The 20,394-nt window shown below is 63.6% G+C and carries 19 protein-coding genes and 1 tRNA gene; 8 read left to right on the forward strand and 12 right to left on the reverse strand.

Features of this window, described 5'->3' with window-relative positions; translation table 11 throughout:
- Window positions 1-62 precede the first annotated feature (62 nt).
- The 3 genes from JKL45_RS07295 (at window position 63) to JKL45_RS07305 (ending at window position 3,078) form a co-directional block, all read left to right on the forward strand.
- Entirely contained in the window at window positions 63-1,184 is a 1,122-nt protein-coding gene (locus tag JKL45_RS07295; protein WP_201860451.1) for a DUF2865 domain-containing protein, read from the forward strand.
- A gap of 164 nt (window positions 1,185-1,348) precedes the next feature.
- A complete protein-coding gene (locus JKL45_RS07300; RefSeq protein WP_201860452.1) occupies window positions 1,349-2,320 on the forward strand; it encodes an ABC transporter ATP-binding protein in 972 nt (323 codons plus the stop codon).
- The gene (locus JKL45_RS07305; protein WP_201860453.1) at window positions 2,317-3,078 is read left to right on the forward strand and encodes an ABC transporter permease; all 762 of its coding nucleotides are present in this window, start codon (window positions 2,317-2,319) and stop codon (window positions 3,076-3,078) included. Before JKL45_RS07300 ends, JKL45_RS07305 begins: the two co-directional genes overlap by 4 nt.
- 126 nt (window positions 3,079-3,204) lie before the next feature.
- Here the strand turns inward: JKL45_RS07305 and gltX are convergent, their stop codons facing one another.
- The 5 genes from gltX to gor all read right to left on the reverse strand — a co-directional run bounded on the left by gltX (window position 3,205) and on the right by gor (window position 10,129).
- Window positions 3,205-4,545, reverse strand: a complete 1,341-nt coding sequence (gene gltX, locus JKL45_RS07310) for a glutamate--tRNA ligase (protein WP_201860454.1) — start codon at window positions 4,543-4,545, stop codon at window positions 3,205-3,207.
- A 155-nt stretch (window positions 4,546-4,700) separates the two neighbouring features.
- Window positions 4,701-6,434 carry an NAD+ synthase gene (locus JKL45_RS07315; RefSeq protein ID WP_201860455.1) on the reverse strand — a complete coding sequence of 578 codons (1,734 nt, stop codon included), beginning with the start codon at window positions 6,432-6,434 and terminating at the stop codon, window positions 4,701-4,703.
- 388 nt (window positions 6,435-6,822) lie between these two features.
- Entirely contained in the window at window positions 6,823-8,208 is a 1,386-nt protein-coding gene (locus JKL45_RS07320; protein WP_201860456.1) for a class II 3-deoxy-7-phosphoheptulonate synthase, read from the reverse strand.
- A 284-nt stretch (window positions 8,209-8,492) separates the two neighbouring features.
- The gene (locus JKL45_RS07325) at window positions 8,493-8,720 is read right to left on the reverse strand and encodes a hypothetical protein (protein ID WP_201860457.1); all 228 of its coding nucleotides are present in this window, start codon (window positions 8,718-8,720) and stop codon (window positions 8,493-8,495) included.
- 23 nt (window positions 8,721-8,743) lie between these two features.
- A complete protein-coding gene (gene gor, locus JKL45_RS07330; RefSeq protein ID WP_201860458.1) occupies window positions 8,744-10,129 on the reverse strand; it encodes a glutathione-disulfide reductase in 1,386 nt (461 codons plus the stop codon).
- A 229-nt stretch (window positions 10,130-10,358) separates the two neighbouring features.
- On the opposite strand from gor, the gene JKL45_RS07335 reads away from it, so the two are divergent.
- The 3 genes from JKL45_RS07335 (at window position 10,359) to JKL45_RS07345 (ending at window position 13,500) form a co-directional block, all read left to right on the forward strand.
- Entirely contained in the window at window positions 10,359-11,330 is a 972-nt protein-coding gene (locus JKL45_RS07335; protein WP_201860459.1) for a Bug family tripartite tricarboxylate transporter substrate binding protein, read from the forward strand.
- A 187-nt stretch (window positions 11,331-11,517) separates the two neighbouring features.
- The gene (locus tag JKL45_RS07340) at window positions 11,518-11,991 is read left to right on the forward strand and encodes a tripartite tricarboxylate transporter TctB family protein (protein WP_201860460.1); all 474 of its coding nucleotides are present in this window, start codon (window positions 11,518-11,520) and stop codon (window positions 11,989-11,991) included.
- 9 nt (window positions 11,992-12,000) lie between these two features.
- On the forward strand, window positions 12,001-13,500 hold the full coding sequence (locus tag JKL45_RS07345) for a tripartite tricarboxylate transporter permease (RefSeq protein WP_201860461.1): 1,500 nt from the start codon (window positions 12,001-12,003) through the stop codon (window positions 13,498-13,500).
- A gap of 84 nt (window positions 13,501-13,584) precedes the next feature.
- Here JKL45_RS07345 and JKL45_RS07350 read toward each other — a convergent pair whose 3' ends face one another.
- The 5 genes from JKL45_RS07350 to JKL45_RS07370 form a co-directional block, all read right to left on the reverse strand.
- The gene (locus JKL45_RS07350; RefSeq protein ID WP_201860462.1) at window positions 13,585-15,066 is read right to left on the reverse strand and encodes a methyl-accepting chemotaxis protein; all 1,482 of its coding nucleotides are present in this window, start codon (window positions 15,064-15,066) and stop codon (window positions 13,585-13,587) included.
- Window positions 15,067-15,264: 198 nt separating this feature from the next.
- Window positions 15,265-16,071, reverse strand: a complete 807-nt coding sequence (locus tag JKL45_RS07355) for a GAF domain-containing protein (RefSeq protein WP_201860463.1) — start codon at window positions 16,069-16,071, stop codon at window positions 15,265-15,267.
- Window positions 16,072-16,269: 198 nt separating this feature from the next.
- Window positions 16,270-16,770: a DUF2059 domain-containing protein gene (locus JKL45_RS07360; RefSeq protein WP_201860464.1), complete on the reverse strand. Its 501-nt coding sequence runs from the start codon at window positions 16,768-16,770 to the stop codon at window positions 16,270-16,272.
- Window positions 16,771-16,799: 29 nt separating this feature from the next.
- Window positions 16,800-17,495, reverse strand: a complete 696-nt coding sequence (gene rpiA, locus JKL45_RS07365) for a ribose-5-phosphate isomerase RpiA (protein ID WP_201860465.1) — start codon at window positions 17,493-17,495, stop codon at window positions 16,800-16,802.
- A 124-nt stretch (window positions 17,496-17,619) separates the two neighbouring features.
- Complete coding sequence (locus tag JKL45_RS07370; protein ID WP_201860466.1) at window positions 17,620-18,075, reverse strand: hypothetical protein; 456 nt, start codon at window positions 18,073-18,075, stop codon at window positions 17,620-17,622.
- A 90-nt stretch (window positions 18,076-18,165) separates the two neighbouring features.
- Here JKL45_RS07370 and JKL45_RS07375 point away from each other — a divergent pair, with 90 nt between their 5' ends.
- Window positions 18,166-18,867, forward strand: a complete 702-nt coding sequence (locus JKL45_RS07375) for an HAD family hydrolase (RefSeq protein ID WP_201860467.1) — start codon at window positions 18,166-18,168, stop codon at window positions 18,865-18,867.
- Between the two features lie 68 nt (window positions 18,868-18,935).
- Here JKL45_RS07375 and JKL45_RS07380 read toward each other — a convergent pair.
- A tRNA-Val gene (locus tag JKL45_RS07380) sits at window positions 18,936-19,010 on the reverse strand.
- Window positions 19,011-19,256: 246 nt separating this feature from the next.
- On the opposite strand from JKL45_RS07380, the gene JKL45_RS07385 reads away from it, so the two are divergent.
- Entirely contained in the window at window positions 19,257-19,841 is a 585-nt protein-coding gene (locus tag JKL45_RS07385; RefSeq protein ID WP_201860468.1) for a L,D-transpeptidase, read from the forward strand.
- A 127-nt stretch (window positions 19,842-19,968) separates the two neighbouring features.
- Here the strand turns inward: JKL45_RS07385 and JKL45_RS07390 are convergent, their stop codons facing one another.
- Window positions 19,969-20,337, reverse strand: a complete 369-nt coding sequence (locus JKL45_RS07390) for a gamma-butyrobetaine hydroxylase family protein (RefSeq protein WP_201860469.1) — start codon at window positions 20,335-20,337, stop codon at window positions 19,969-19,971.
- Between the last annotated feature and the right edge of the window lie 57 nt (window positions 20,338-20,394).

Consider the following 20,394-nt stretch of genomic DNA (forward strand, 5'->3'; position numbering starts at 1 on the left):
GCGTCACATGACAAGCCAGCCCGGCATATGATGCCCAACGGACCGGTTCTGCGATCAGCTTTATGACAAAGACATCTTTCCTCCGCTCCTTCATCGCCTTGGCGGCCTTCCTGGCCGCCGGACAGGCGGCACTCGCCCAGTCCGCGCAGTGCCAGCGCTTCCAGGCCGAACTGGCCTCCCTGGAGCGCAGCGGCGGCAGCGCGCCGACTGGCCAGATGCGCACCCAGCGGGCGGAGATCAACCGGCTCGTCACCTATTACCGCAACATCGGCTGCGAGCGCGGCCCTCTCGGCTTCCTGGCAGGTCCCGCGCCGGCCGAGTGCGGCTCCATCGCCACGCAGATCCGCCAGCTTGAGGCCGGGTATGCTCGCCTGGCTGCTCAAGGAGCAGAGCAGGGAGACATCGAGGCCCGGCGTCGGCAACTCCAGGCTGCAGTCCAGCAGACCTGCTCCACGGAGCCCCGCGGCTTCTTCGAATCGCTCTTCGGCGCCCCGCGCCAGCCGCAGCAGCAGCAGGTCATGCCCGAGGGCCAGCCGATCATTGCCGATGACGAGCCGCGCTCTCTCGGCGGCGGGCGCCTGATCTGCGTGAAGACCTGCGACGGCTCCTTCTTCCCGCTCACCACCCCGCCGGGTGGTGGCCAGAGCGCGAACGAGATGTGCCAGGCCCTCTGCCCCGGCACGGAGACCACCGCCTTCGCCTATCCGGGCGGCGACAACGGCCTCAACCGCGCGGCTTCGCTCTCCACGAACCAGCCGTATACGTCGCTGGCGAACGCCTTCAAGTTCCGCAAGAGCTTCGACGAGAGCTGCGCCTGCAAGAAGCCCGACGAGAGCTGGGCCACGGTGCTGCGCAAGGCCGAGGGCATGCTCACACAGCGCAAGGGCGACCTGATCGTCACCGCCGAGCAGGCAGAGGAGCTGTCGCGCCCCAAGGCGCAGGCCGCCCGCAAGGCCGCCGACAAGAAGGCCGAGGAAGAGGCCAAGGAAGCCGCCGAGATCGCCGCCGCCGCGCCGACCGCCAGCAAGGAATCGGCCGGCATCGGGCCGCAATCGATCGACAACACCACTGTCGTCCGCCAGGGCGAGGGTGCGAAGCGCGAGGTCGCCGCCAGCAACGGCCAGAAGAAGACCGTCCGCGTGATCGCCCCCGACGTGATCCCGGTTCCGAACGTTCAGAACTGATCGTTCTCGCATCTTGTGCGTCATCCCCGGACTTGTTCCGGGGATCCACGTCTTCAAACCATCAAAACGTGGATGGCCGGGACAAGCCCGGCCATGACGGCTGCGTGTGAGGTGCCAGAAGCGTCTCCATTCCGCCCCGCCTCCCGCCATGCTATCACCCCGGCATGAAACCGCTCGATTCTCTTGAGATGCCCCGCCCTGCCGGCACGTCCGACCCGATCATCACCGTCTCGGGACTGACCAAGACCTATGCGTCCGGGTTCCAAGCTTTGAAGAAGGTCGATCTGGAGATCCGGAAAGGCGAGATCTTCGCCCTTCTGGGCCCGAACGGCGCCGGCAAGACGACGCTCATCAGCATCATCTGCGGCATCGTCAATCCGAGCACCGGAACCGTCGTCGCAGACGGGCATGACATCATCCGGGATTTCCGGCCCGCCCGCACGAAGATCGGACTTGTGCCGCAGGAACTCACCACCGACGCCTTCGAGAGCGTGTGGGCGACGGTCAAATTCAGCCGGGGCCTCTTCGGCAAGCCGCCGAACCCAGCCTATCTCGAGAGGATCCTCAAGGACCTCTCTCTCTGGGACAAGCGCGACAGCAAGATCATGACGCTGTCCGGCGGCATGAAGCGCCGGGTGATGATCGCCAAGGCCCTGTCGCACGAGCCCACGATCCTGTTCCTCGACGAGCCCACCGCCGGCGTCGACGTGGAGCTGCGGCGCGACATGTGGAACATGGTCCGTCGTCTCAGGGAGAACGGCGTCACCATCATCCTGACCACCCATTACATCGAGGAAGCCGAGGAGATGGCCGACCGGATCGGGGTGATCAACAAGGGCGAGATCGTCCTGGTCGAGGACAAGCATGTTCTGATGCAGAAACTCGGCAAGAAGCAGCTCACCCTGCACCTGCAGAACCCGGTCACGAGCCTGCCGCCCGAGCTGCAATCGGACAACCTCCAGCTCTCCGCTGACGGCACCGAACTCGTCTACACCTTCGACACGCAAAGCCAGGAGACGGGCATCGCACGCCTCCTGCGCCGCCTGAGCGAGCACGGCATCGACTTCAAGGACCTTCAGACCTCCGAGTCGTCGCTCGAGGAAATCTTCGTCAGCCTGGTGCGGGGGCGCTCATGAACTTCTATGCAATCAAGGCGATCTATCTCTTCGAGATGGCGCGCACCTGGCGCACGATCATGCAGAGCATCGCCTCGCCCGTGCTGTCGACCTCGCTCTATTTCATCGTGTTCGGCTCGGCCATCGGTTCGCGCATGGCCAGCATCGAGGGCGTGAGTTACGGCGCCTTCATCGTGCCAGGCCTGATCATGCTCTCGATCCTGACCGAGAGCATCTCCAACGCCTCCTTCGGCATCTACATGCCGAAATTCGCTGGCACGATCTACGAGGTCCTGTCCGCGCCGATCTCGGCGGTGGAGACCGTGATCGGCTATGTGGGGGCAGCCGCTACCAAGTCGATCGTCATCGGCACGATTATCCTGATCACGGCTCGGCTTTTCGTGGATTTCTCCATCGAGCATCCTGTCTGGATGATCGCCTTCCTGGTGTTGACCTCCGTCACCTTCAGCATGTTCGGCTTCATCATCGGCATCTGGGCCGACAGCTTCCAGAAGCTGCAGGTCGTGCCCCTGATGATCGTGACGCCGCTCGCCTTCCTCGGGGGCAGCTTCTACTCCATCAACATGCTGCCGCCGTTCTGGCAGACCATCGCCCTGTTCAACCCGGTGGTCTATCTGGTGAGCGGCTTCCGCTGGAGCTTCTACGGCGTCGCCGATGTGGGCGTAGGCATCAGCCTCGGCATGACCCTGGTCTTCATGCTCCTCTGCCTCGGCGGCATCGGGTGGATCTTCAGGACCGGGTACAGGATCAAGGCGTAAGCCTCCGCCTTCATTCTCCTCTCCGTCATGGCCGGGCTCGTCCCGGCCATCCACGTTTTGAGCGGGTTAAGACGTGGATGCCCGCAACAAGTGCGGGCATGACGAGGTAGATTTGTGCAAGAGCCTTTAAGCCACCTGACCCGACAGCCGCGCCTTCGCGCGTTCCGCTCCGATCAGCGGCAGGAGCGCCGCTAGCTCGGGACCATGATCCAGCCCGGTCAAAGCGAGACGAAGCGGCATGAAAAGCGCCTTGCCCTTGACCCCCGTAGCGGCCTTCACGGCTTCCGTCCAAGCTTTCCAGGTAGTCGCATCCCAAGGAACTTCCGGCAGAACGCCGGTCGCAGCCTCGATGAAGGCTTTGTCCTCGATGGCCGGCGTTACGGGACCGTGCACGACCGTGGCCCACTCTGCCGCATCCTGAACCTTCGTCAGGTTACCGCGAACCGCATTCCAGAACGCCTCGCCCTCATCTGCGCCAAGCTGCGCCAGCCGCTCGCGAGCGACCTCATAAGGCATCTCATGGATGAGGCGGGCGTTCAGGTGCTCCAACTCGCTCTCGTCGAACTTCGCCGGCGCGCGGGAGATGTGCGAAAAGTCGATGAGCTTGGCGAGTTCGTTGAGATCGGCGATGGGCCGCACGGACTCGGCCGAACCGACCAGCACCGCAAGCGATGCGACCGCCTGCGGCTCGAGACCGGCATCGCGCAGGCCCTTCACCGAGAGATGGCCGAGACGCTTCGACAGTCCCTCGCCGCTCGCCGTGATCAGCAGGCTGTGATGGGCGAAGGTGGGCGAACCGGCGCCGAGCGCCTCGAAGATCTGGATCTGCACCGCCGTGTTGGTCACATGGTCCTCGCCCCGGATCACGTGGGTGATCTTGAGGTCGATGTCGTCCACCACGGACGGCAGGGTGTAGAGATAGGTGCCGTCCTCGCGCACCAGCACCGGATCGGACAGCGAGCTGCAATCCACGTGGCAAGGGCCGCGCACGAGGTCGTCCCAGGCGACGTTCGTCGGCTCCAGTCGGAAGCGCCAGTGGGGCTTGCGGCCCTCCTCTGCGAGCTTGGCGCGATCCTCATCCGTAAGCTTCAAGGCGGCCCGGTCATAGATCGGCGGCAGGCCGCGGGCGAGCTGGCGCTTGCGGCGGAACTCGAGCTCCTCCTGCGTCTCGTAGCAGGGATAAAGCCGCCCGGCCGCCTTTAGCCGCTCGGCGGCGGCGTCATAGAGCGGGAACCGCTCCGACTGGCGCACGACCACGTCGGGCGGGATGCCGAGCCAGTGCAGATCGGTCTCGATGGACTCCGCATATTCCTGCTTCGACCGCGCCAGATCCGTGTCGTCGAAGCGCAGGATGAAGGTGCCGCCTTCCCGACGCGCATAGAGCGCGTTGAGCAGGGCCACGCGGGTGTTGCCGATATGGATGTGCCCGGTCGGAGACGGGGCAAAGCGAACGATGGGCTTGGACATGCAATTGCTATGGCGAAGGGAGCGAATGTGCGCAAGGGGCGAAGGGCGTTTCGGCGTTATTCCCGGCCGGGGCAGCGGAGGGAAGCCAATAGCGCTGAGCGTGGAAGTGGATCCCCGGAACAAGTCCGGGGATGACGTGGTGGATGTTAAAAGCGCTAAATGTCTAATGATCCAACCCGTGGTTTGCCCATAGCGCGCTCCAGGGCCTCGTCCTTTTGGTGCGCCACCAACCCTTGGTCGCGGTAGCGGTTGACGATGGGGTAGCGGCGGTCGCGGCCGAAATTTCGGCGCGTCACCTTCACGCCGGGCGCCGCCTGCCGGCGCTTGTACTCGGCGATGTAGAGCAGGCGTTCCACCTTCTTCACCACCTCGAGATCATAGCCCTTGGCCACGATCTCCGAGACCCGCAATTCCTCCTCCACGAGTCCGCGCAGGATCTCGTCGAGATCCTCGTACGGCGGCAGCGAATCCTGATCCTTCTGGTTCTCGCGCAGCTCCGCAGTTGGCGCCTTGGTGAGGATGTTTTCGGGAATGACGATGCCGTCGGGACCCAGTGCCCCCTTCGGCTTCCAGCGGTTGCGCAGGGCCGACAGCGAAAAGACCTCCATCTTGTAGAGATCCTTGATCGGATTGAAGCCGCCGTTCATGTCGCCGTAGATCGTGGCGTAGCCGACCGACATCTCCGACTTGTTGCCGGTGGTCAGCACCATGGCGCCGAACTTGTTCGAGATCGCCATCAGGATCGTGCCGCGGGCGCGGCTCTGAAGGTTTTCCTCCGTGATGTCCCGCTCCCGCCCTGCAAACAGAGGCTTCAGCGCGGCTTCGAAACCCTCCACGGGCCCGGCAATCGGCAGGGTATCGTAGCGCACGCCCAGCGCCTTGGCGCAATCTTCCGCATCCTTCAGGGACTCGCCCGAGGTGTAGCGGTAGGGCAGCATCACGCAATGCACCCGGTCCGGCCCCAGGGCATCCACCGCCATGGCGGCGCAGATGGCGGAATCGATTCCGCCGGAGAGCCCCAGCACCACGCCGGGAAAGCGGTTCTTCTCCACATAGTCGCGCAGGCCAAGCACGCAGGCGGCGTAATCGGCCTCCTCGCCCTCCTCCACCGTGACGACCGGAGCCTCCCGGCAGACCCACCCCTCCTCGCCCTTCTCCCAGGTGGTGAGGGCGATGGTCTCCTCATAGGCCGGCAGCTGGCAGGCGAGCGAGCAATCCGCATTGAGCACGAAGGAGGCACCGTCGAAAACGAGTTCGTCCTGGCCGCCGATCTGGTTGAGATAAACCAGCGGCAGGCCGCTCTCGGTCACGCGGGCGGCCGCGATATTGAACCGTTCCTCCGTCTTGCCGCGCCAATAGGGCGAGCCGTTGGGCACGAGGAGCATCTCGGCTCCGGTCTCGGCCAGGCACTCGACCACGTCCCCGCTCCAGATGTCCTCGCAGATCGGAAGGCCGAGGCGGATGCCGCGGAAATTGACCGGTCCCGGCAAGGGGCCGGCCTCGAAATTGCGCTTCTCGTCGAAGACGCCGTAATTGGGCAGATCGACCTTGAAGCGCACGGAGACCGTGCCGCCGTCGAGGAGCGCATAGGCGTTATAGAGAAGCCCCTCCTCCCGCCACGGCAGGCCGATGAGCATGCCGGGCCCGCCATCCGCGGTCTCGCGGGCGAGCCGCTCGAGCGCCGCCCGGCAGGTATCCTGGAAGGCGGGCTTCAGCACGAGGTCCTCGGCGGGATAGCCCGCCAGGAACTGCTCGGCGAACATCACGATGTCGGCGCCCATCCGGGCCGCCTCGGCGCGGGCGTGGCGCGCCATTTCTTCGTTGCCGGCCACATCGCCGACGATGGGGTTGAGCTGCGCGAGCGCGATCTTGAGAATGTTCTGAGCCATGGCACCTGCAGATTTAGCGCGCAGCCGGGTGCGCAGCAATGCAACGAGCAAAGCTTTCCCACGGCGGTTCAACGCGTCTGGTGCCATGCCGATCCGCCATTTGGTATCAGCGATGGCAGAGCACTCGTGGGCTGCACTCCACGCCTTGTGCAAAGCTCAAGCTTTGTGGGAACCCGCAACAGTCCAGTTCGTTATTTCCACACGAAACACTGGGAGACTGACATGTTCAAAGGCGGCCTGCTTTGGCTCATCGGCATTCCTCTGCCGATCATCCTTATTCTCTTCTTCATGGGCTGGCTGAGCTAAGCTCAAATACTTGTAGAGTAGCGTACGCGTGAAAGAAAAAGGGGCGCCCGAGGCGCCCCTTTTTCTTCGATCATTCAGCTCTTCATTCCGCCGCCAGGGCGGCCGGCTGTTCCCTCGCCTGACGCTCGCGCTTGATGAGCTCCGAGGTCAGGAACGCGATTTCCAGCGCCTGTTCGGCGTTGAGGCGCGGGTCGCAATAGGTGTGGTAGCGGTCGCGCAGGTCCGCATCCGTGAGCGCGCGGGCGCCGCCCGTGCATTCCGTGACGTTCTTGCCGGTCATTTCCAGATGGATGCCGCCTGCGTGCGTTCCTTCCGCCTGATGGATGGCGAAGAAGTCCTGCACCTCGCTCATGACCTGCTCGAATGGCCGGGTCTTGTAGCCCGAGCCCGCCTTGATGGTGTTGCCGTGCATCGGGTCGCAGGACCACACGACCGTGCGCCCTTCCCGTTCGACCGCGCGGATCAGGCCCGGCAGGTGATCGGCCACCTTGCCTGCGCCAAAGCGGCAGATCAGGGTAAGGCGTCCGGCCTCGTCCTTCGGGTTGAGGGTGTCAATGAGTTTGAGCAGACCATCGGCCGAGAGTGACGGGCCGCATTTGAGGCCGATCGGATTCTGGATACCGCGCATGTATTCGATATGGGCGTGATCCGGCTGACGGGTGCGGTCGCCGATCCAGAGCATATGGCCCGAGGTGGCATACCAGTCGCCGGTCGTGGAATCGACCCGGGTCATGGCCTCCTCGTAGCCGAGCAGCAGCGCCTCGTGGCTGGTGTAGAAATCGGTCGAGCGCATCTCGGGATGGGTCTCGGGATCGATCCCGATGGCCCGCATGAAGTTGATGCTCTCGGTGATGCGCTCGGCGAGCTCGCTGTAGCGCGAGGATTGCGGCGAATCCTTCACGAAGCCCAGCATCCAGCGATGGGCGTTCTCGAGATTGGCGTAGCCGCCGGTCGCGAAAGCACGGATCAGGTTGAGCGTCGCGGCCGACTGGCGGTAGGCCATGAGCTGGCGGCGCGGGTCAGGCGTGCGCGCTTCAGGCGTGAATGCGATATCGCTGATGATGTCGCCCCGATAGCTCGGCAGCTCGACGCCGTCGATGATTTCCGTGCCTGAGGAACGCGGCTTGGCGAACTGGCCGGCCACGCGGCCGACCTTCACCACGGGCGAGCCGCCCGCATAGGTGAGCACCACGGCCATCTGCAGGAACAGGCGGAAAAAATCGCGGATGTTGTCGGCCGAATGCTCGGCGAAGCTCTCGGCGCAGTCCCCGCCCTGGAGCAGGAAGGCCTCGCCCTTGGCAACCTTGGCCAGGGTCTTCTTCAGCTTGCGGGCCTCGCCGGCAAACACGAGCGGAGGAAAGCCGGCGAGCTGCTGCTCGACGCTCTCAAGGGCCTCAAGGTCCGGATAGGCCGGAACCTGCTGGATCGGCTTGTTTCTCCAGCTATCGGGCGTCCACCGCTCGGTCATGACACTTACCCCCGTGTCCTTTCTTCAATGCTCATCGTGCGCCGCAACAAGCGGCATGAAACGGCACCTATACACGACACGAACGAAAAGGCGAGTGCGTAGAGGTGACGCCGCGCATGAGGGGACCGCATGTCGCGGGAGCCCCTAACCTTTGGAGTGGAAGAAAAGCGATCCTCAGCGCGCAGGACGCTGACGGCTCTCGCGCCGGGACATCCAGAGGGCGCCAAAGCCCATCGCCACGGCAATGACCGGGATGCCGAAGTAGACATAGGCTTCCAGGAGGGTCATGGCTTCAAGTCTCTCAAAATCAACTTCGCTATCGAATGTAGGATGAACCCGACGAAAAGCCAAACGATGCTGACGAGAATGGCAATGGAATCCCTCGCCATAGCCTCCGATCCGTAGCCGACAGCGACCATCGGCCCCACGAACCCGGCAATCACGAACGCCACCGCCACGTTATTGAGCGCTGTTGCTGTCAGCTTGGTCTGCTCGTTATGGATCAGGCTCACTCGGTACCCCCACGCAAATCCTACTACCCCACCGCCACCGGCTTCTTGACCACCACGGGCGTGCGCATAGTCACCAGTTCCTCGGCCGCCGTTGGGTGAACCGCCACGGTGCGGTCGAAATCGGCCTTGGTGGCCCCCATGGTGACGGCGATGCCGGCGAGCTGGATCATCTCGCCTGCGTCGTGCCCCATGACGTGGACGCCCACGACCTTGTCGGTGGCCTTGTCGACGATCAGCTTCATGAAGACCCGGTCCTTGCCGCCCGAAAGCGTTGCCTTCATGGGCCGGAACGCGGTCTTGTAGACGTCGATCTCACCGTAGATCGCCCGGGCAGCTCCCTCGCCGCAGCCGATGACGCCGATCTCCGGGGTGGAGAAGACGGCGGTCGGAATCAGGTCGTGATCGACGATGGTGGGCTTGTTGCCGAAGACCGTATCGGCAAAGGCGTGCCCCTCGCGGATGGCGATAGGCGTGAGATTCGCCCGGTTGGTCACGTCGCCCACCGCGTAGATCGACGGAGTCAGGGTCTGGGAATAGGCATCAACCGGAATTGCCCCAACCTCGTCGACGGTGATTCCCGCCGCCTCCAGGCCCAGCCCCTTGGTGTTGGGACGCCGCCCGGTGGCGACGAGAACCTGGTCGACCATGAGGGTCGAGCCGTCCGATAGGGTCGCGGCAATCCCCTCTCCTGTCTTCTCCAAGCTCGAGAGGGTCCGGCCCAGGGCCAGGTTGATGCCGCGCTGGGCATAGGCCTCTCCCAAGGCATCGCGGACGTCGTCGTCGAACCCTCGCAGGAGCTTGTCGCCCCGGTGCAGGAGCGTGACCTCGCTGCCGATGCCGGCGAAAACGCCTGCGAACTCGACGGCGATATAGCCGCCGCCGACGACCAGAATGCGCTTCGGCTGCTGCTGCAGATGGAACACCTCGTTGGACGTGATGCCGAGCTCGCCGCCCGGAATGACCGGCTCCAGGGTCGGATGAGCCCCGACTGCCACGAGAATATAGCGGGCACGGACGCGGGCGCCTGTCTTGAGCACATGAACAATGTGCGGATCCTCGATCACCGCGCGGCTGTCGACGACCTCGACGCCGGCCTTCTCCAGGTTGGTCCGGTAGATGCCTTCCAGCCGGTCGATCTCCCGGTCCTTGTTGCGGATCAGGGTCGCCCAGTCGAAGCGGGTCTCGCCGACGCTCCAGCCGAAACCTTCAGCCTCATGAAACTCGTCGGCGAAGCGGCTCGCATAGACCATCAGCTTCTTGGGCACGCAGCCGCGGATCACGCATGTGCCCCCGACCCGGTACTCCTCAGCCAGCATCACCTTGGCGCCGTAGCCGGCTGCGATCCGGGCCGCGCGTACGCCGCCCGACCCGCCTCCGATGACGAAGAGATCAACATCGAATGAGGTCATGGCGCGGTCTCCGCTCAAATTCCGGTTCAACAAGTCATATAGGCAGTGTCGTCAGGCTGCACCGCCCGAAAGCCCTGTTCCGGGCGCATGGCTGTCCGCCTGATAGCGTAGCTCTTACGCGAAGGTTCAACAGCGATAAAGAAGCAAGCGCTTGCCGCTCCCCGGTTCCCTCATTAGGGTCTGCCGCAGGACGCTCTCACCAAACGTCAGCGTCAATGGAGGAAACCAGATGACCCAGTTTCGCAAAGGCCTTTGGCGCGGCGCACTCGCTGCTGCCGCCGTGGCCGGATTCGTCACATCGGCCGCAGCCCAGATGGAGCTCAAGATCATGGCTCCCGCAGCGCCGGGCGGCGGCTGGGACCAGACGGCCCGCTCCATGCAGCAGGCCCTGACGCAGGCTGGCATCGCCAAGAGCGCGCAGGTCACCAACGTTCCGGGCGCCGGCGGCTCCATCGGCATCGCCCAGCTCGTTAACAACTCCAAGGGCGACGGCAACCAGCTCATGGTCATGGGCTACGTGATGGTGGGCGCGCTGCTGACCAACAAGTCGCCGATCACCCTCGACCAGACCACGCCCATCGCCCGCCTGACGACGGAATACGAAGCGATCGTGGTGCCGGCCGACTCGCCGATCAAGAACGCCAAGGATCTCGCCGCAGCCATCAAGGCCGATCCGGCCAAGGTGACCTGGGCCGGCGGCTCGGCGGGCGGCGTCGACCACATCGCCGCGGCACTCTTCGCCAAGGCGGCGGGCGCCGACCCGACCAAGATCAACTACATTCCGTTCTCCGGCGGCGGCGAGGCCCTGGCGGCCATCCTCGGCGGCAAGGTGACCGCCGGCATCTCCGGCTACGGCGAGTTCGAGAGCCAGGTGAAGGCCGGCAAGCTGCGCCTCATTGGCCTGACCTCGGCGAAGAAGACGGCGAATGTGGACGTGCCCTCCATCAAGGAGCAGGGCATCGACCTCGAGATCGCCAACTGGCGCGCGGTCGTGGCCCCTCCCGGCATCTCCGCCGACCAGAAGAAGGCTCTGACGGACACCATGGACAAGATGGCGAAGTCGAAGGAGTGGCAGGAGATCCTGAAGGCCAAGGGCTGGGAAGACGCCTACATCTCCGGCGATGCCTTCACCAAGATCCTGGCCGACGAGCAGGCCCGCACCAAGGAAGTGCTCACCGCCGTGGGTCTGGTGAAGTCGTAAGCTCAAGCCTAGAGCATCGTGCGGAAAAGTGGACCCGGTATTCCGCGCCCAACGATGCTCTCATTTATGGGAGGTAGCATCGGATGCATCCCAAAAGTGCAAATCCACTTTTGGGTCCGATGCTTTAGAATGACTTCCGGAGCGCCGCGTGTCGAAGCGCGGCGCTTCTTTTTTTGCAGGAATTGCCATGGCCACCTCTCCCCAGCGGCGCGTCGACGTAGCAGGCCTCGTCATCGCGCTCATCCTTCTCATCCTGGCCGGCGTTGTCTGGTGGGACATGAGCAAGCTTCAGATCCTGTCCCCCTATGACCTTGGCCCCAAGGTCATGCCCATTGTCGTCTCAGGCGGACTTGTTCTGCTTGCCATCGGCAATGCCATCGGGGCCCTGCGCGGCGACCTCCCCGCGCGTGACACCCTGGATTGGAAACCGATCATCCTGATCCTCGGGGCGCTGGTCTGCCTGATCGTGCTGATCCGCTTCGGTGGCGGCTTCATGATCGGCACGGCCCTGCTGTTTGCAGCAACATCCACGGCCTTCGGACGCCGGGCTTTCATCACCGATTTCATCATCGGTGCCGTGATCGCCCTCATCGTCTACGTGCTTTTCGCCAAGCTCCTGACCCTGTCCCTGCCGGCAGGGCCGCTCGAACGCCTGTTCTGAGGTCTTTCCATGGAAGCCTTCGCCTCCCTCGCCGATGGCCTCGTTGTCGCCATCCAGCCGGCGAACCTGCTCTTCGCCCTCATCGGCGTTCTCCTCGGCACCGCCGTGGGCGTTCTGCCCGGCATCGGTCCGGCGCTCACGGTGGCGCTGCTCCTGCCGATCACCTTCAAGCTCGATCCTGCCGGATCGATCATCATGTTCGCCGGCATCTATTACGGCGGCATGTATGGCGGCTCGACCACGGCAATCCTGATCAACACGCCGGGCGAGAGCGCATCCATGGCGACCGCGCTGGAAGGCAACCTGATGGCCAAAGCCGGCCGCGGTGGCCCGGCGCTTGCCACAGCCGCCATCGGCTCCTTCGTGGCGGGCACGATCGCCACCCTCGGCCTCACGCTCCTGGCGCCCTACCTTGTCGATATCGCCGTGAGCTTCGGGCCGGAGGATTACTTCGCCCTGATGGTCGTTGCCTTCGTGACGGTCTCAGCCACTTTCGGCGATTCTCCCGTTCGCGGCCTCACCAGCCTGTTCATCGGCCTGATGCTCGGACTGGTCGGCATCGATCTGCTCTCCGGCCAATCGCGCCTGAGCTTCGGGGTGCCGGAGCTCTACGACAATATCGAGGTCACCACCCTGGCGGTCGGCCTCTTTGCCGTGGGCGAGGCGCTCTATGTCGCCTCCCGCCGCCATATCCAGGAGGAAAAGCTCGAGGCCGTTCGCGGCTCCCTGTGGATGACCAAGGAGGACTGGAAGCGATCCTGGAAGCCCTGGCTGCGGGGCACGATGTTCGGCTTCCCCATCGGTGCCCTCCCGGCGGGCGGTGCGGAGATTCCCACCTTCCTGTCCTACGCGACGGAACGGCGCCTGACCAAGTACCCGGAAGATTTCGGCAAGGGAGCCATCGAGGGCGTGGCAGGCCCGGAGGCTGCCAACAATGCCTCAGCCGCCGGCACCCTCGTGCCGCTGCTGACGCTGGGCCTTCCCACCTCGGCCACGGCCGCCATGATGCTGGCCGGCTTCCAGCAATACGGCCTTAACCCCGGACCTCTGCTCTTTGCAGAGCAGCCCAATCTCGTGTGGGGCCTTATCGCCAGCCTGTTCATCGCCAACGCCATGCTGCTCGTGCTGAATCTGCCGCTGGTCGGTCTGTGGGTCAGGCTTCTCATGATTCCACAACCCTGGCTGTATGCAGGCATCCTGGTCTTCGCCACGATGGGGACGATTGCGGCCAACCCGTCGCCGGTAGAACTCATCATGCTGACCGTCTTCGGCGTGCTCGGCTTCCTGATGCGGCGCTTCGACTTCCCGATCGCGCCGGTCGTGGTCGGCCTGATCCTCGGCCCCATCGCTGAAAGCCAGCTGCGCCGGGCGCTCTCGATTAGCCTCGGCGACCCGATGACGCTTCTGCAGAGCCCGATCTCCGCGACGCTGCTGGCTATCGCGCTCATCGCCCTCATCCTGCCCTTCTTCCTCAAGGGACTGGGACGGTTCAAGGCGGTGGAGGACTAAAGCTCCACGACCTCTCGAAACAATAAAGGCGCCTCAATGGGAGGCGCCTTTATTCTGCCTTGTCGGCTACAGCTCACACGGGCATCAGCCGATGGATGCCGAAGCCTCGCGGACTTTCAGGGTAGCCGTGCTCACCAGCTCGGCGGAGCGCGCGATCTCGTTCATGCTGGCGCTGATCGACGAGACGCTGCGCGAGGCTCCCTGCATGTTGGATGACATCTCCTGCGTCACCGCCGACTGCTCCTCCACGGCAGCGGAGATCGCAATCGAAATCTCGTTGAGCCTCTGAACGGTCGAGGTGATGGCCTCGATGGCCGACACGGCCTGCTGCGTTGCCGCCTGTGTCTGTGCAATCTGTGCACCGATCTCTTCCGTGGCTTTCGCGGTCTGCGTGGCCAAACTCTTGACCTCGGAGGCAACCACTGCAAACCCCCGTCCAGCCTCGCCCGCCCGTGCCGCCTCGATGGTGGCATTCAGAGCGAGGAGATTGGTCTTGGACGCAATGCTGTCGATGAGGGTGACGATCTCGCCAATCTTCCGTGCCGAGGTTGAGAGTCCCGACACGATAGCATTCGTCTGCCTGCCCTGCTCCACGGCCTCGGTGGAGATGGAGAGTGCGTGATTGACCTGCTGGCCGATCTCATTGACGGATGCTGCAAGCTCCTCGGCCCCGGCTGCAACCGCCTGTACGTTCTCCGATGTCCCGCCTGACGCACTCGCTGCACCTTCAGCCTGAGCCGTGACGCCGGCGATCGCCCTCGTGATCTGGATAAGTTCAGCGGCAATCGATTGCTGGATCTCGGCGCGGCGCAAACGCTCATGCACCTGCGCCGTGATGTCGGTCGCGAACTTGATGACCTTGTAGGGGCGCCCTGCCATGTCGAAGATCGGGTTGTAGGAGGCTTGGATCCAGACCTCTCGGCCGCCCTTGGCAACACGCTTGTACTCGGCTGACTTGTACTCGCCCCGTGCGAGGGCGGTCCAGAATTCTCGGTATTGATGGCTGTTGCGATAGTCGGGCTCGACGAAGAGGCTATGATGCCTGCCCTGGATCTCATCGAGGCCGTAGCCCATCGTGCTGAGGAAGTTCTCGTTGGCAGTCAGGATAGTGCCGTCGAGCTTGAAGGCGATGACCGCCTGGGAACGGTGGATCGCTTTGATTTGCCCTTCAAAATCGGCAGCCTGAAGCTTCTGCTCGGTCGTATCCGTGGCGAACTTGACGACCTTGTAGGGCTTTCCGCCTCGGTCGAGGACAGGATTGTACGAAGCTTGAATCCAGACCTCCTTTCCACCCTTGCCGAAGCGCTGATACTCGGCCGTCTGCGCTTCACCCCGGCTCAGAGCAGCCCAGAACTCACGGTAATCAGCGCTACCCTTCTCGGCTGGGGCTACGAACAGGCTGTGGTGCCCGCCCTCGATCTCCTCCAGCCGGTATCCCATCACGTCGAGAAAGTTTTGATTGGCGCTGATGATCGTGCCGTCGAGCTTGAACTCGATGATGGCCTGAGACCGGTCCAAGGCCTCCAGCTTGTCCGACATCTCACCACTTGCCCGAAACATAAACATCAACCGCCCCCAAGCCTTGCCCATTGGCGCGTCTTGGCGCCGCTCCTTGGGGAGATGCGGAAGACGCTCTTGACGAGACCGGAGCAAGCCCGGTCTTGAACTGGCGCCAATTTGGCCATCAACTCCTAACGGCTTGTTAAGGGGAGCAGCGGTAACGCAGAGAAACTGTCTGGCTCTACTAGGTAAAAATGCAAATTGTCATTTGCATTTTAAGTCGATGCTCAGCCCGACCTTTGCATCAGCAGAAGTCGTGAATTCAACACCATGGATTTCCATGGTTCGTCTGATGGCATCGATACCCGCCTTCCGTACAGTATCGCTGCCGTGAGCCTCAATGCGCTTGATCGTTGTTGCCGAGACGCCCGAGGCGTCGGCGAGCTCACGCACGGACCAGTTGAGGAGGGCTCGCCCGGCGCGGATCTGCTCACTTGTAAGGGGGACCGCAAGGTCGAAGGCGAGCGCCGTTGCTCCTGCGGGAGCAGGCTTCAGATTCGCTCTAGCCAATCCAGCCTGCTCGAGGTGGTGAAGCCATAGCTCGTCGACAACGAGTCTTCCCAACCCGGCGAGAACAGCCGCCTGATCCGGCTGAAACTCGCGCGGTTCGGTATCGATCAGGCACAGGGATCCGAGTCGTATACCAGGCTCGGTCGTCAGTGGTGCGCCGGCATAAAACCGAATGCCGGGCTCGCCCGTCACGTAAGGATTGGTTGCAAGATTCCGGTCTGCCTTCGCATCGGGCACGACGAAAACCTCATCATGCATGATGGTATACTGGCAGAAGGAATGCTCGCGCGCCGTGACCTTGAGGTCGGGGATCCCGACAGTCGACTTGAGCCATTGCTGCGTGCCATCGAGAAAGGTCACGGCAGCGATCGGAACTTTGAACAGCTGCTGGGCCACACGACAGATACGGTCGAGGGAGGGAGAGGTCGGAGCGTCGATGATGCCGAGCCTCCGGAGGGCTGCGAGACGCTCCACCTCGTTAGGGGGAAAAAGAATTGCCATGAAACGGCCCTTAGCCCTGCCATGGGCAGAAACGCATGATCGGCGGCAGCGGTCCGACCGGGCGCCCCGGCCGTGGCACGATGAAGCCTGCGTCTCACACCTCAATCCATCCTGAAAAATCCTGAGATTCAGCCACGACAATACAAAGGCTCGGTTGCCCGAGCCTTTCGCCGGTGAGGCGGACGATGCGATCGTGCCTTACTGCAGCTGGTGGCCGCGCTTGCCCATTTCCTCACGGGCGCGGCTCATCACGAACTGGGCGGTCTGCTGCGTCCAGGTCGCGAGATCACGAACCACATCGTCAAGGATGCCTGGCTGGGTCTCCACGTACTTCTTGCCCGCCGGAGACTTGTAGAAGTCGGAGATCGTCTTCAGCTCGGCCTCGGTCATCCGGCTGGCAAAAGCCCGCGCGGCGTTGTCGACCATCTTCAGCTTTTCCTTGTCGAGCTCAGGGCGGATCTGAGCCACGACCTGATCGAGGTCCTGCTTGATCTCAGGACGCGTCACGTTCATCTGCTGCAGCTGCTCGAGAAAAGGCTCGACCATGGCGTCGAACGAGCGGGTCATGCCAGACGTGATGGCGACTTCGCGGGCAAGGGCGAGATGGCTGGCGCTCGGCTGCGCCTGGGCGAAGACCGGGCTGGCGAGCATGAACAGCGCGACCGAGGTCGCGGCCAGTCGTGAGGCATTACGGATCATCAATGTGGCTCCAATCGTCATGGCTTTGGTCAGAGCTGACCGAGTTCGACGAGCCCGTCAGCGGTGGCGAGGATCGCCCCGGTGGCCAAGCCCAGGAAAAGACCGTGCTCCACGACGCCGGGGATGTTGTTCAGCGTCGAGGCAAGCACGTTCGGCTTGTCGATGCGCTCAAGATGCGCATCGAGAATGAAATGGCCGCCGTCCGTCACATAAGGCGCACCGTCGGCGGCGTGCCGGAGGCGCAGCTCGCCGGTCATGGACAGGGAATCCAGCAGCCGGGCGATGGCGCGCTCGGTAGCCGTGAGGCCGAAGGGCATCACCTCGATGGGCAGCGGAAAGCGGCCGAGCTTCGTGACGAGCTTCGACCCGTCGGCGATCACGATCATGCGCTGGCTGGCAGACGCGACGATTTTCTCCCGCAGCAGCGCACCGCCGCCGCCCTTGATGAGACGCAGGTCGCTGTCGAGCTCGTCGGCCCCGTCGACGGTCAGGTCGAGGTCCGGCGTTTCATCGAGACTCGTCAGGGGAATGCCCTCGCGCTGAGCCTGCTCGCGGGTCGCCTCGGAGGTGGGCACGCCCATCACCTTCAGCCCGCCCCGGACGCGCTCGCCGATGGCCGCGACGAAATGGGCCGCCGTGGAGCCGGTGCCGAGCCCCAGCCTCATCCCGTCGGTGACGAGCCGGGCTGCCCGTTCGGCTGCTTCGCGCTTGAGAGTGTCGCTCACGAATATCCTCGAAGATCATGGAGGCGCCCGGCCGGTGGGCCGTATGACCCGCCTCTAGCATGCCGGAACGCCTGGAAGAAAGAACGTTTCATAGGCTGCTCGCCCGCTAACCCGCCAAGAGGCCTCAGGGCCGCTGCGGCGAGGCTCCCGTACCTGGGCTGACGCTGGGGGTCGCCACAGGGGCGGCCGCCGAGGAGGTCGCTGCCGATGGTGTCGTCTGCGGGGTGCACACCACCCGCTCGTCGAACACGTAGCAGATGCTCATCTGGCCGGTCCGGAAATTGACCCGGAACACGCCCCCCTCCCGCTCGTGGCGGGAGGCGACAAGCCCATACTCGCCCGGCGTCTGGGGACCCGCGCCCTCACCTGCGCTGAAGCATAAGGTCACCCCAATTGTGCCTTCCTGGAGACCATACTGGCAGGAACTGACCTCGCCGGTGATCCGATCGATCCTATAAATACGGTTCAGGTCGGTCTGGGGAGCGGGAACGAAATCATAGGACGCAGCCAGGGCGGGTCCTCCGAGGCTTCCCGACGCCAGGGCCGCAAAAACAATCACCGCGGAACCAGAGAACCGCATTCAACACTCCATTCGGTAAGAACGAATCAACCTTAGGACCTTATCATCCCCATGCTTGATTCCCTTGCCCGCAGCAGGTAGCCGACCTTCATGGCCATTGATACCCCGCACAATGTCTCGCCCATCGCCGTCTTCGACCTCGATGGAACCCTGGCAGACACGGCCGGCGACCTCGTCGGAACCCTGAACGTGATCCTCGATCGTGAGGGATTGGCGGCCCTGCCCGTCCGCAAGGCACGGGACATGATAGGCGTGGGTGCCCGCGCGTTGATCCAGCGTGGGTTCGAGGCGGCCGGCAAGGAGCTGACGCCAGACTATCTCGACGAGCTGTTCCGGCAGTTCATGGTTCATTACGTGGAGAATATCTGCGTCCGCACCAAGCTCTATCCCGGCGTGGCCGAGGCCCTGGATCGGCTGGAAGAGGCAGGATTCATCCTGGCGGTCTGTACCAATAAATTCGAGGAGCAGTCAGTGAAGCTCCTGAAGGAGCTCGGCATCGGCCATCGGTTTGCGGCCAATTGCGGCCGCGACACCTTCCGCTACTTCAAGCCGGACCCGCGCCACCTCACCATGACCATCGAGCGGGCGGGCGGCCATCCGAGCCGGGCAGTCATGATCGGCGACTCGCGCACCGATATCGTGACGGCGAAGAACGCCGGGATTCCGGTGATCGCCGTGCCCTTCGGCTACACGGACGTCCCGGTCCAGAGGCTGGAGCCGGATCTCGTCATCAAGCATTTCGATGAGCTGTTTCCCGCCATCCAGCGCCTCATGAGGCCGCTCGCGGCCTGACGCGCGCAAGTCATCGCCCGTGCACTTGGTGCACACGAACTTGTGAAGCTTATCTGTCAGGAAGGAAATGGTGGGCGCGACAGGGATTGAACCTGTGACCCTTCGCGTGTGAAGCGAATGCTCTCCCGCTGAGCTACGCGCCCTGACAAGGGCCTTCTAAAGGCGCAGAACCCTCTGCGTCAAGCCAAAGAAGCGGCCAAGCCGGCAAGTATTTTGTTGCAAGGATTGTGGCGCCTTGGCCTTAACGTCTCGGTTACGACGTGGCCAGATTGTGGCGCATACGCACTAGGATTTTATAGCAGAACCCTGATAATCCTTGGATCCGAAGCGGGGCTGTTGCGTTGTGCAATCACGAACCCGTCACCAAACTTGTTCAAACAGAGGCAATTATGGGACGCACTTTCGCTGCTCTCACTGGGTTGGCTTGCGCCTTCGCGGCGCTCGCAACACCGGCTGCGGCATTTACGGCTATCGATCCTCTCACCCGCCAGCCGCTCTACAGCGCCGAGGAGACATACCGGGCGCAGGCCTCCGCGTTTCCGCGGCAGATCGTGACATTCAATGGCCGCTATGCCCCTGGCACAATCGTCGTCTCTACCAGCGAGCGCCGCCTGTGGTATGTGCTCGGCAACGGCCAGGCCGTGCAGTACGGCGTCGGCGTAGGCCGTCCGGGCTTCACCTGGGCGGGCACTCATTCCGTCACCATGAAGCGCGAATGGCCGGATTGGCGCCCGCCGGCCGCCATGCTCAAGCGCCGTCCCGACCTGCCTCGCTACATGAAGGGCGGCCCCGACAACCCGCTCGGCGCCCGCGCCCTCTATATCGGCAGCACCATCTACCGGATCCACGGCTCGAACGAGCCGGAGACCATCGGCGAGGCTGTTTCCTCGGGCTGCATCCGCATGACCAACGAGGATGTCACCGACCTCTACAGCCGCGCGAAGGTCGGCTCGCGGGTCGTGGTGCTGCGGTAAATCCTTGTAGTTCAGAAACTCGATACGTCATGGCCGGGCTTGTCCCGGCCATTGTCGTTTCTAAGAGCGCTTTTCACTGTCATTACGGGGCGACCAGAGGCCGAACCCGGAATGACAGTGCTGGTTCTCACCGGACCCGATCCCGCGACAATCCCTTGGCAGCCAGTTCGTCGAGGTAACCCTGCCATTTCTCCCCCTGCTCCGCCCCGAGCCGATAGAGATAATCCCAGCCGTAGATCCCGGTATCGTGCAGGTCGTCGAAGACCAGCTTCACGGCATAGTTGCCCACCGGCTCCACGCCGATGATCGCCACCTCACGTTTGCCCGGCACGGTCTTGCGCTCGGCGGGGCTGTGCCCCTGCACTTCGGCCGAGGGGCTGGTCACCCGCAGGTACTCGGCCGGGAGGCTGAAAGCCGTGCCGTCGTCGAACGCGACATGCAGGCTGCGCCTGTCCTTTGACAGCCTAAGTTCCGTCGGCCAGCGCTCGGATGCCATGATCTCACCCTTTTCCCGGTTGCAATTGACGCTACGTGCTTGATGATGCGGATTGAA

Origin of the sequence: Microvirga soli (assembly GCF_016734765.1) — a bacterium.
GTDB lineage: Bacteria > Pseudomonadota > Alphaproteobacteria > Rhizobiales > Beijerinckiaceae > Microvirga > Microvirga soli.

What these genes read in the sequence shown, in the direction of transcription:
- JKL45_RS07375 (WP_201860467.1), top strand. Translation starts at nt 18,166, where the DNA reads ATGGCCATTGATACCCCGCACAATGTCTCGCCCATCGCCGTCTTCGAC.
- JKL45_RS07355 (WP_201860463.1), bottom strand. Translation starts at nt 16,071, where the DNA reads ATGGCAATTCTTTTTCCCCCTAACGAGGTGGAGCGTCTCGCAGCCCTC.
- JKL45_RS07370 (WP_201860466.1), bottom strand. Translation starts at nt 18,075, where the DNA reads ATGCGGTTCTCTGGTTCCGCGGTGATTGTTTTTGCGGCCCTGGCGTCG.
- JKL45_RS07390 (WP_201860469.1), bottom strand. Translation starts at nt 20,337, where the DNA reads ATGGCATCCGAGCGCTGGCCGACGGAACTTAGGCTGTCAAAGGACAGG.
- JKL45_RS07295 (WP_201860451.1), top strand. Translation starts at nt 63, where the DNA reads ATGACAAAGACATCTTTCCTCCGCTCCTTCATCGCCTTGGCGGCCTTC.
- JKL45_RS07360 (WP_201860464.1), bottom strand. Translation starts at nt 16,770, where the DNA reads ATGATCCGTAATGCCTCACGACTGGCCGCGACCTCGGTCGCGCTGTTC.
- JKL45_RS07320 (WP_201860456.1), bottom strand. Translation starts at nt 8,208, where the DNA reads ATGACCGAGCGGTGGACGCCCGATAGCTGGAGAAACAAGCCGATCCAG.
- JKL45_RS07385 (WP_201860468.1), top strand. Translation starts at nt 19,257, where the DNA reads ATGGGACGCACTTTCGCTGCTCTCACTGGGTTGGCTTGCGCCTTCGCG.
- JKL45_RS07340 (WP_201860460.1), top strand. Translation starts at nt 11,518, where the DNA reads ATGGCCACCTCTCCCCAGCGGCGCGTCGACGTAGCAGGCCTCGTCATC.
- JKL45_RS07300 (WP_201860452.1), top strand. Translation starts at nt 1,349, where the DNA reads ATGAAACCGCTCGATTCTCTTGAGATGCCCCGCCCTGCCGGCACGTCC.
- gor (WP_201860458.1), bottom strand. Translation starts at nt 10,129, where the DNA reads ATGACCTCATTCGATGTTGATCTCTTCGTCATCGGAGGCGGGTCGGGC.
- gltX (WP_201860454.1), bottom strand. Translation starts at nt 4,545, where the DNA reads ATGTCCAAGCCCATCGTTCGCTTTGCCCCGTCTCCGACCGGGCACATC.
- JKL45_RS07315 (WP_201860455.1), bottom strand. Translation starts at nt 6,434, where the DNA reads ATGGCTCAGAACATTCTCAAGATCGCGCTCGCGCAGCTCAACCCCATC.
- JKL45_RS07335 (WP_201860459.1), top strand. Translation starts at nt 10,359, where the DNA reads ATGACCCAGTTTCGCAAAGGCCTTTGGCGCGGCGCACTCGCTGCTGCC.
- JKL45_RS07305 (WP_201860453.1), top strand. Translation starts at nt 2,317, where the DNA reads ATGAACTTCTATGCAATCAAGGCGATCTATCTCTTCGAGATGGCGCGC.
- JKL45_RS07345 (WP_201860461.1), top strand. Translation starts at nt 12,001, where the DNA reads ATGGAAGCCTTCGCCTCCCTCGCCGATGGCCTCGTTGTCGCCATCCAG.
- JKL45_RS07350 (WP_201860462.1), bottom strand. Translation starts at nt 15,066, where the DNA reads ATGTTTATGTTTCGGGCAAGTGGTGAGATGTCGGACAAGCTGGAGGCC.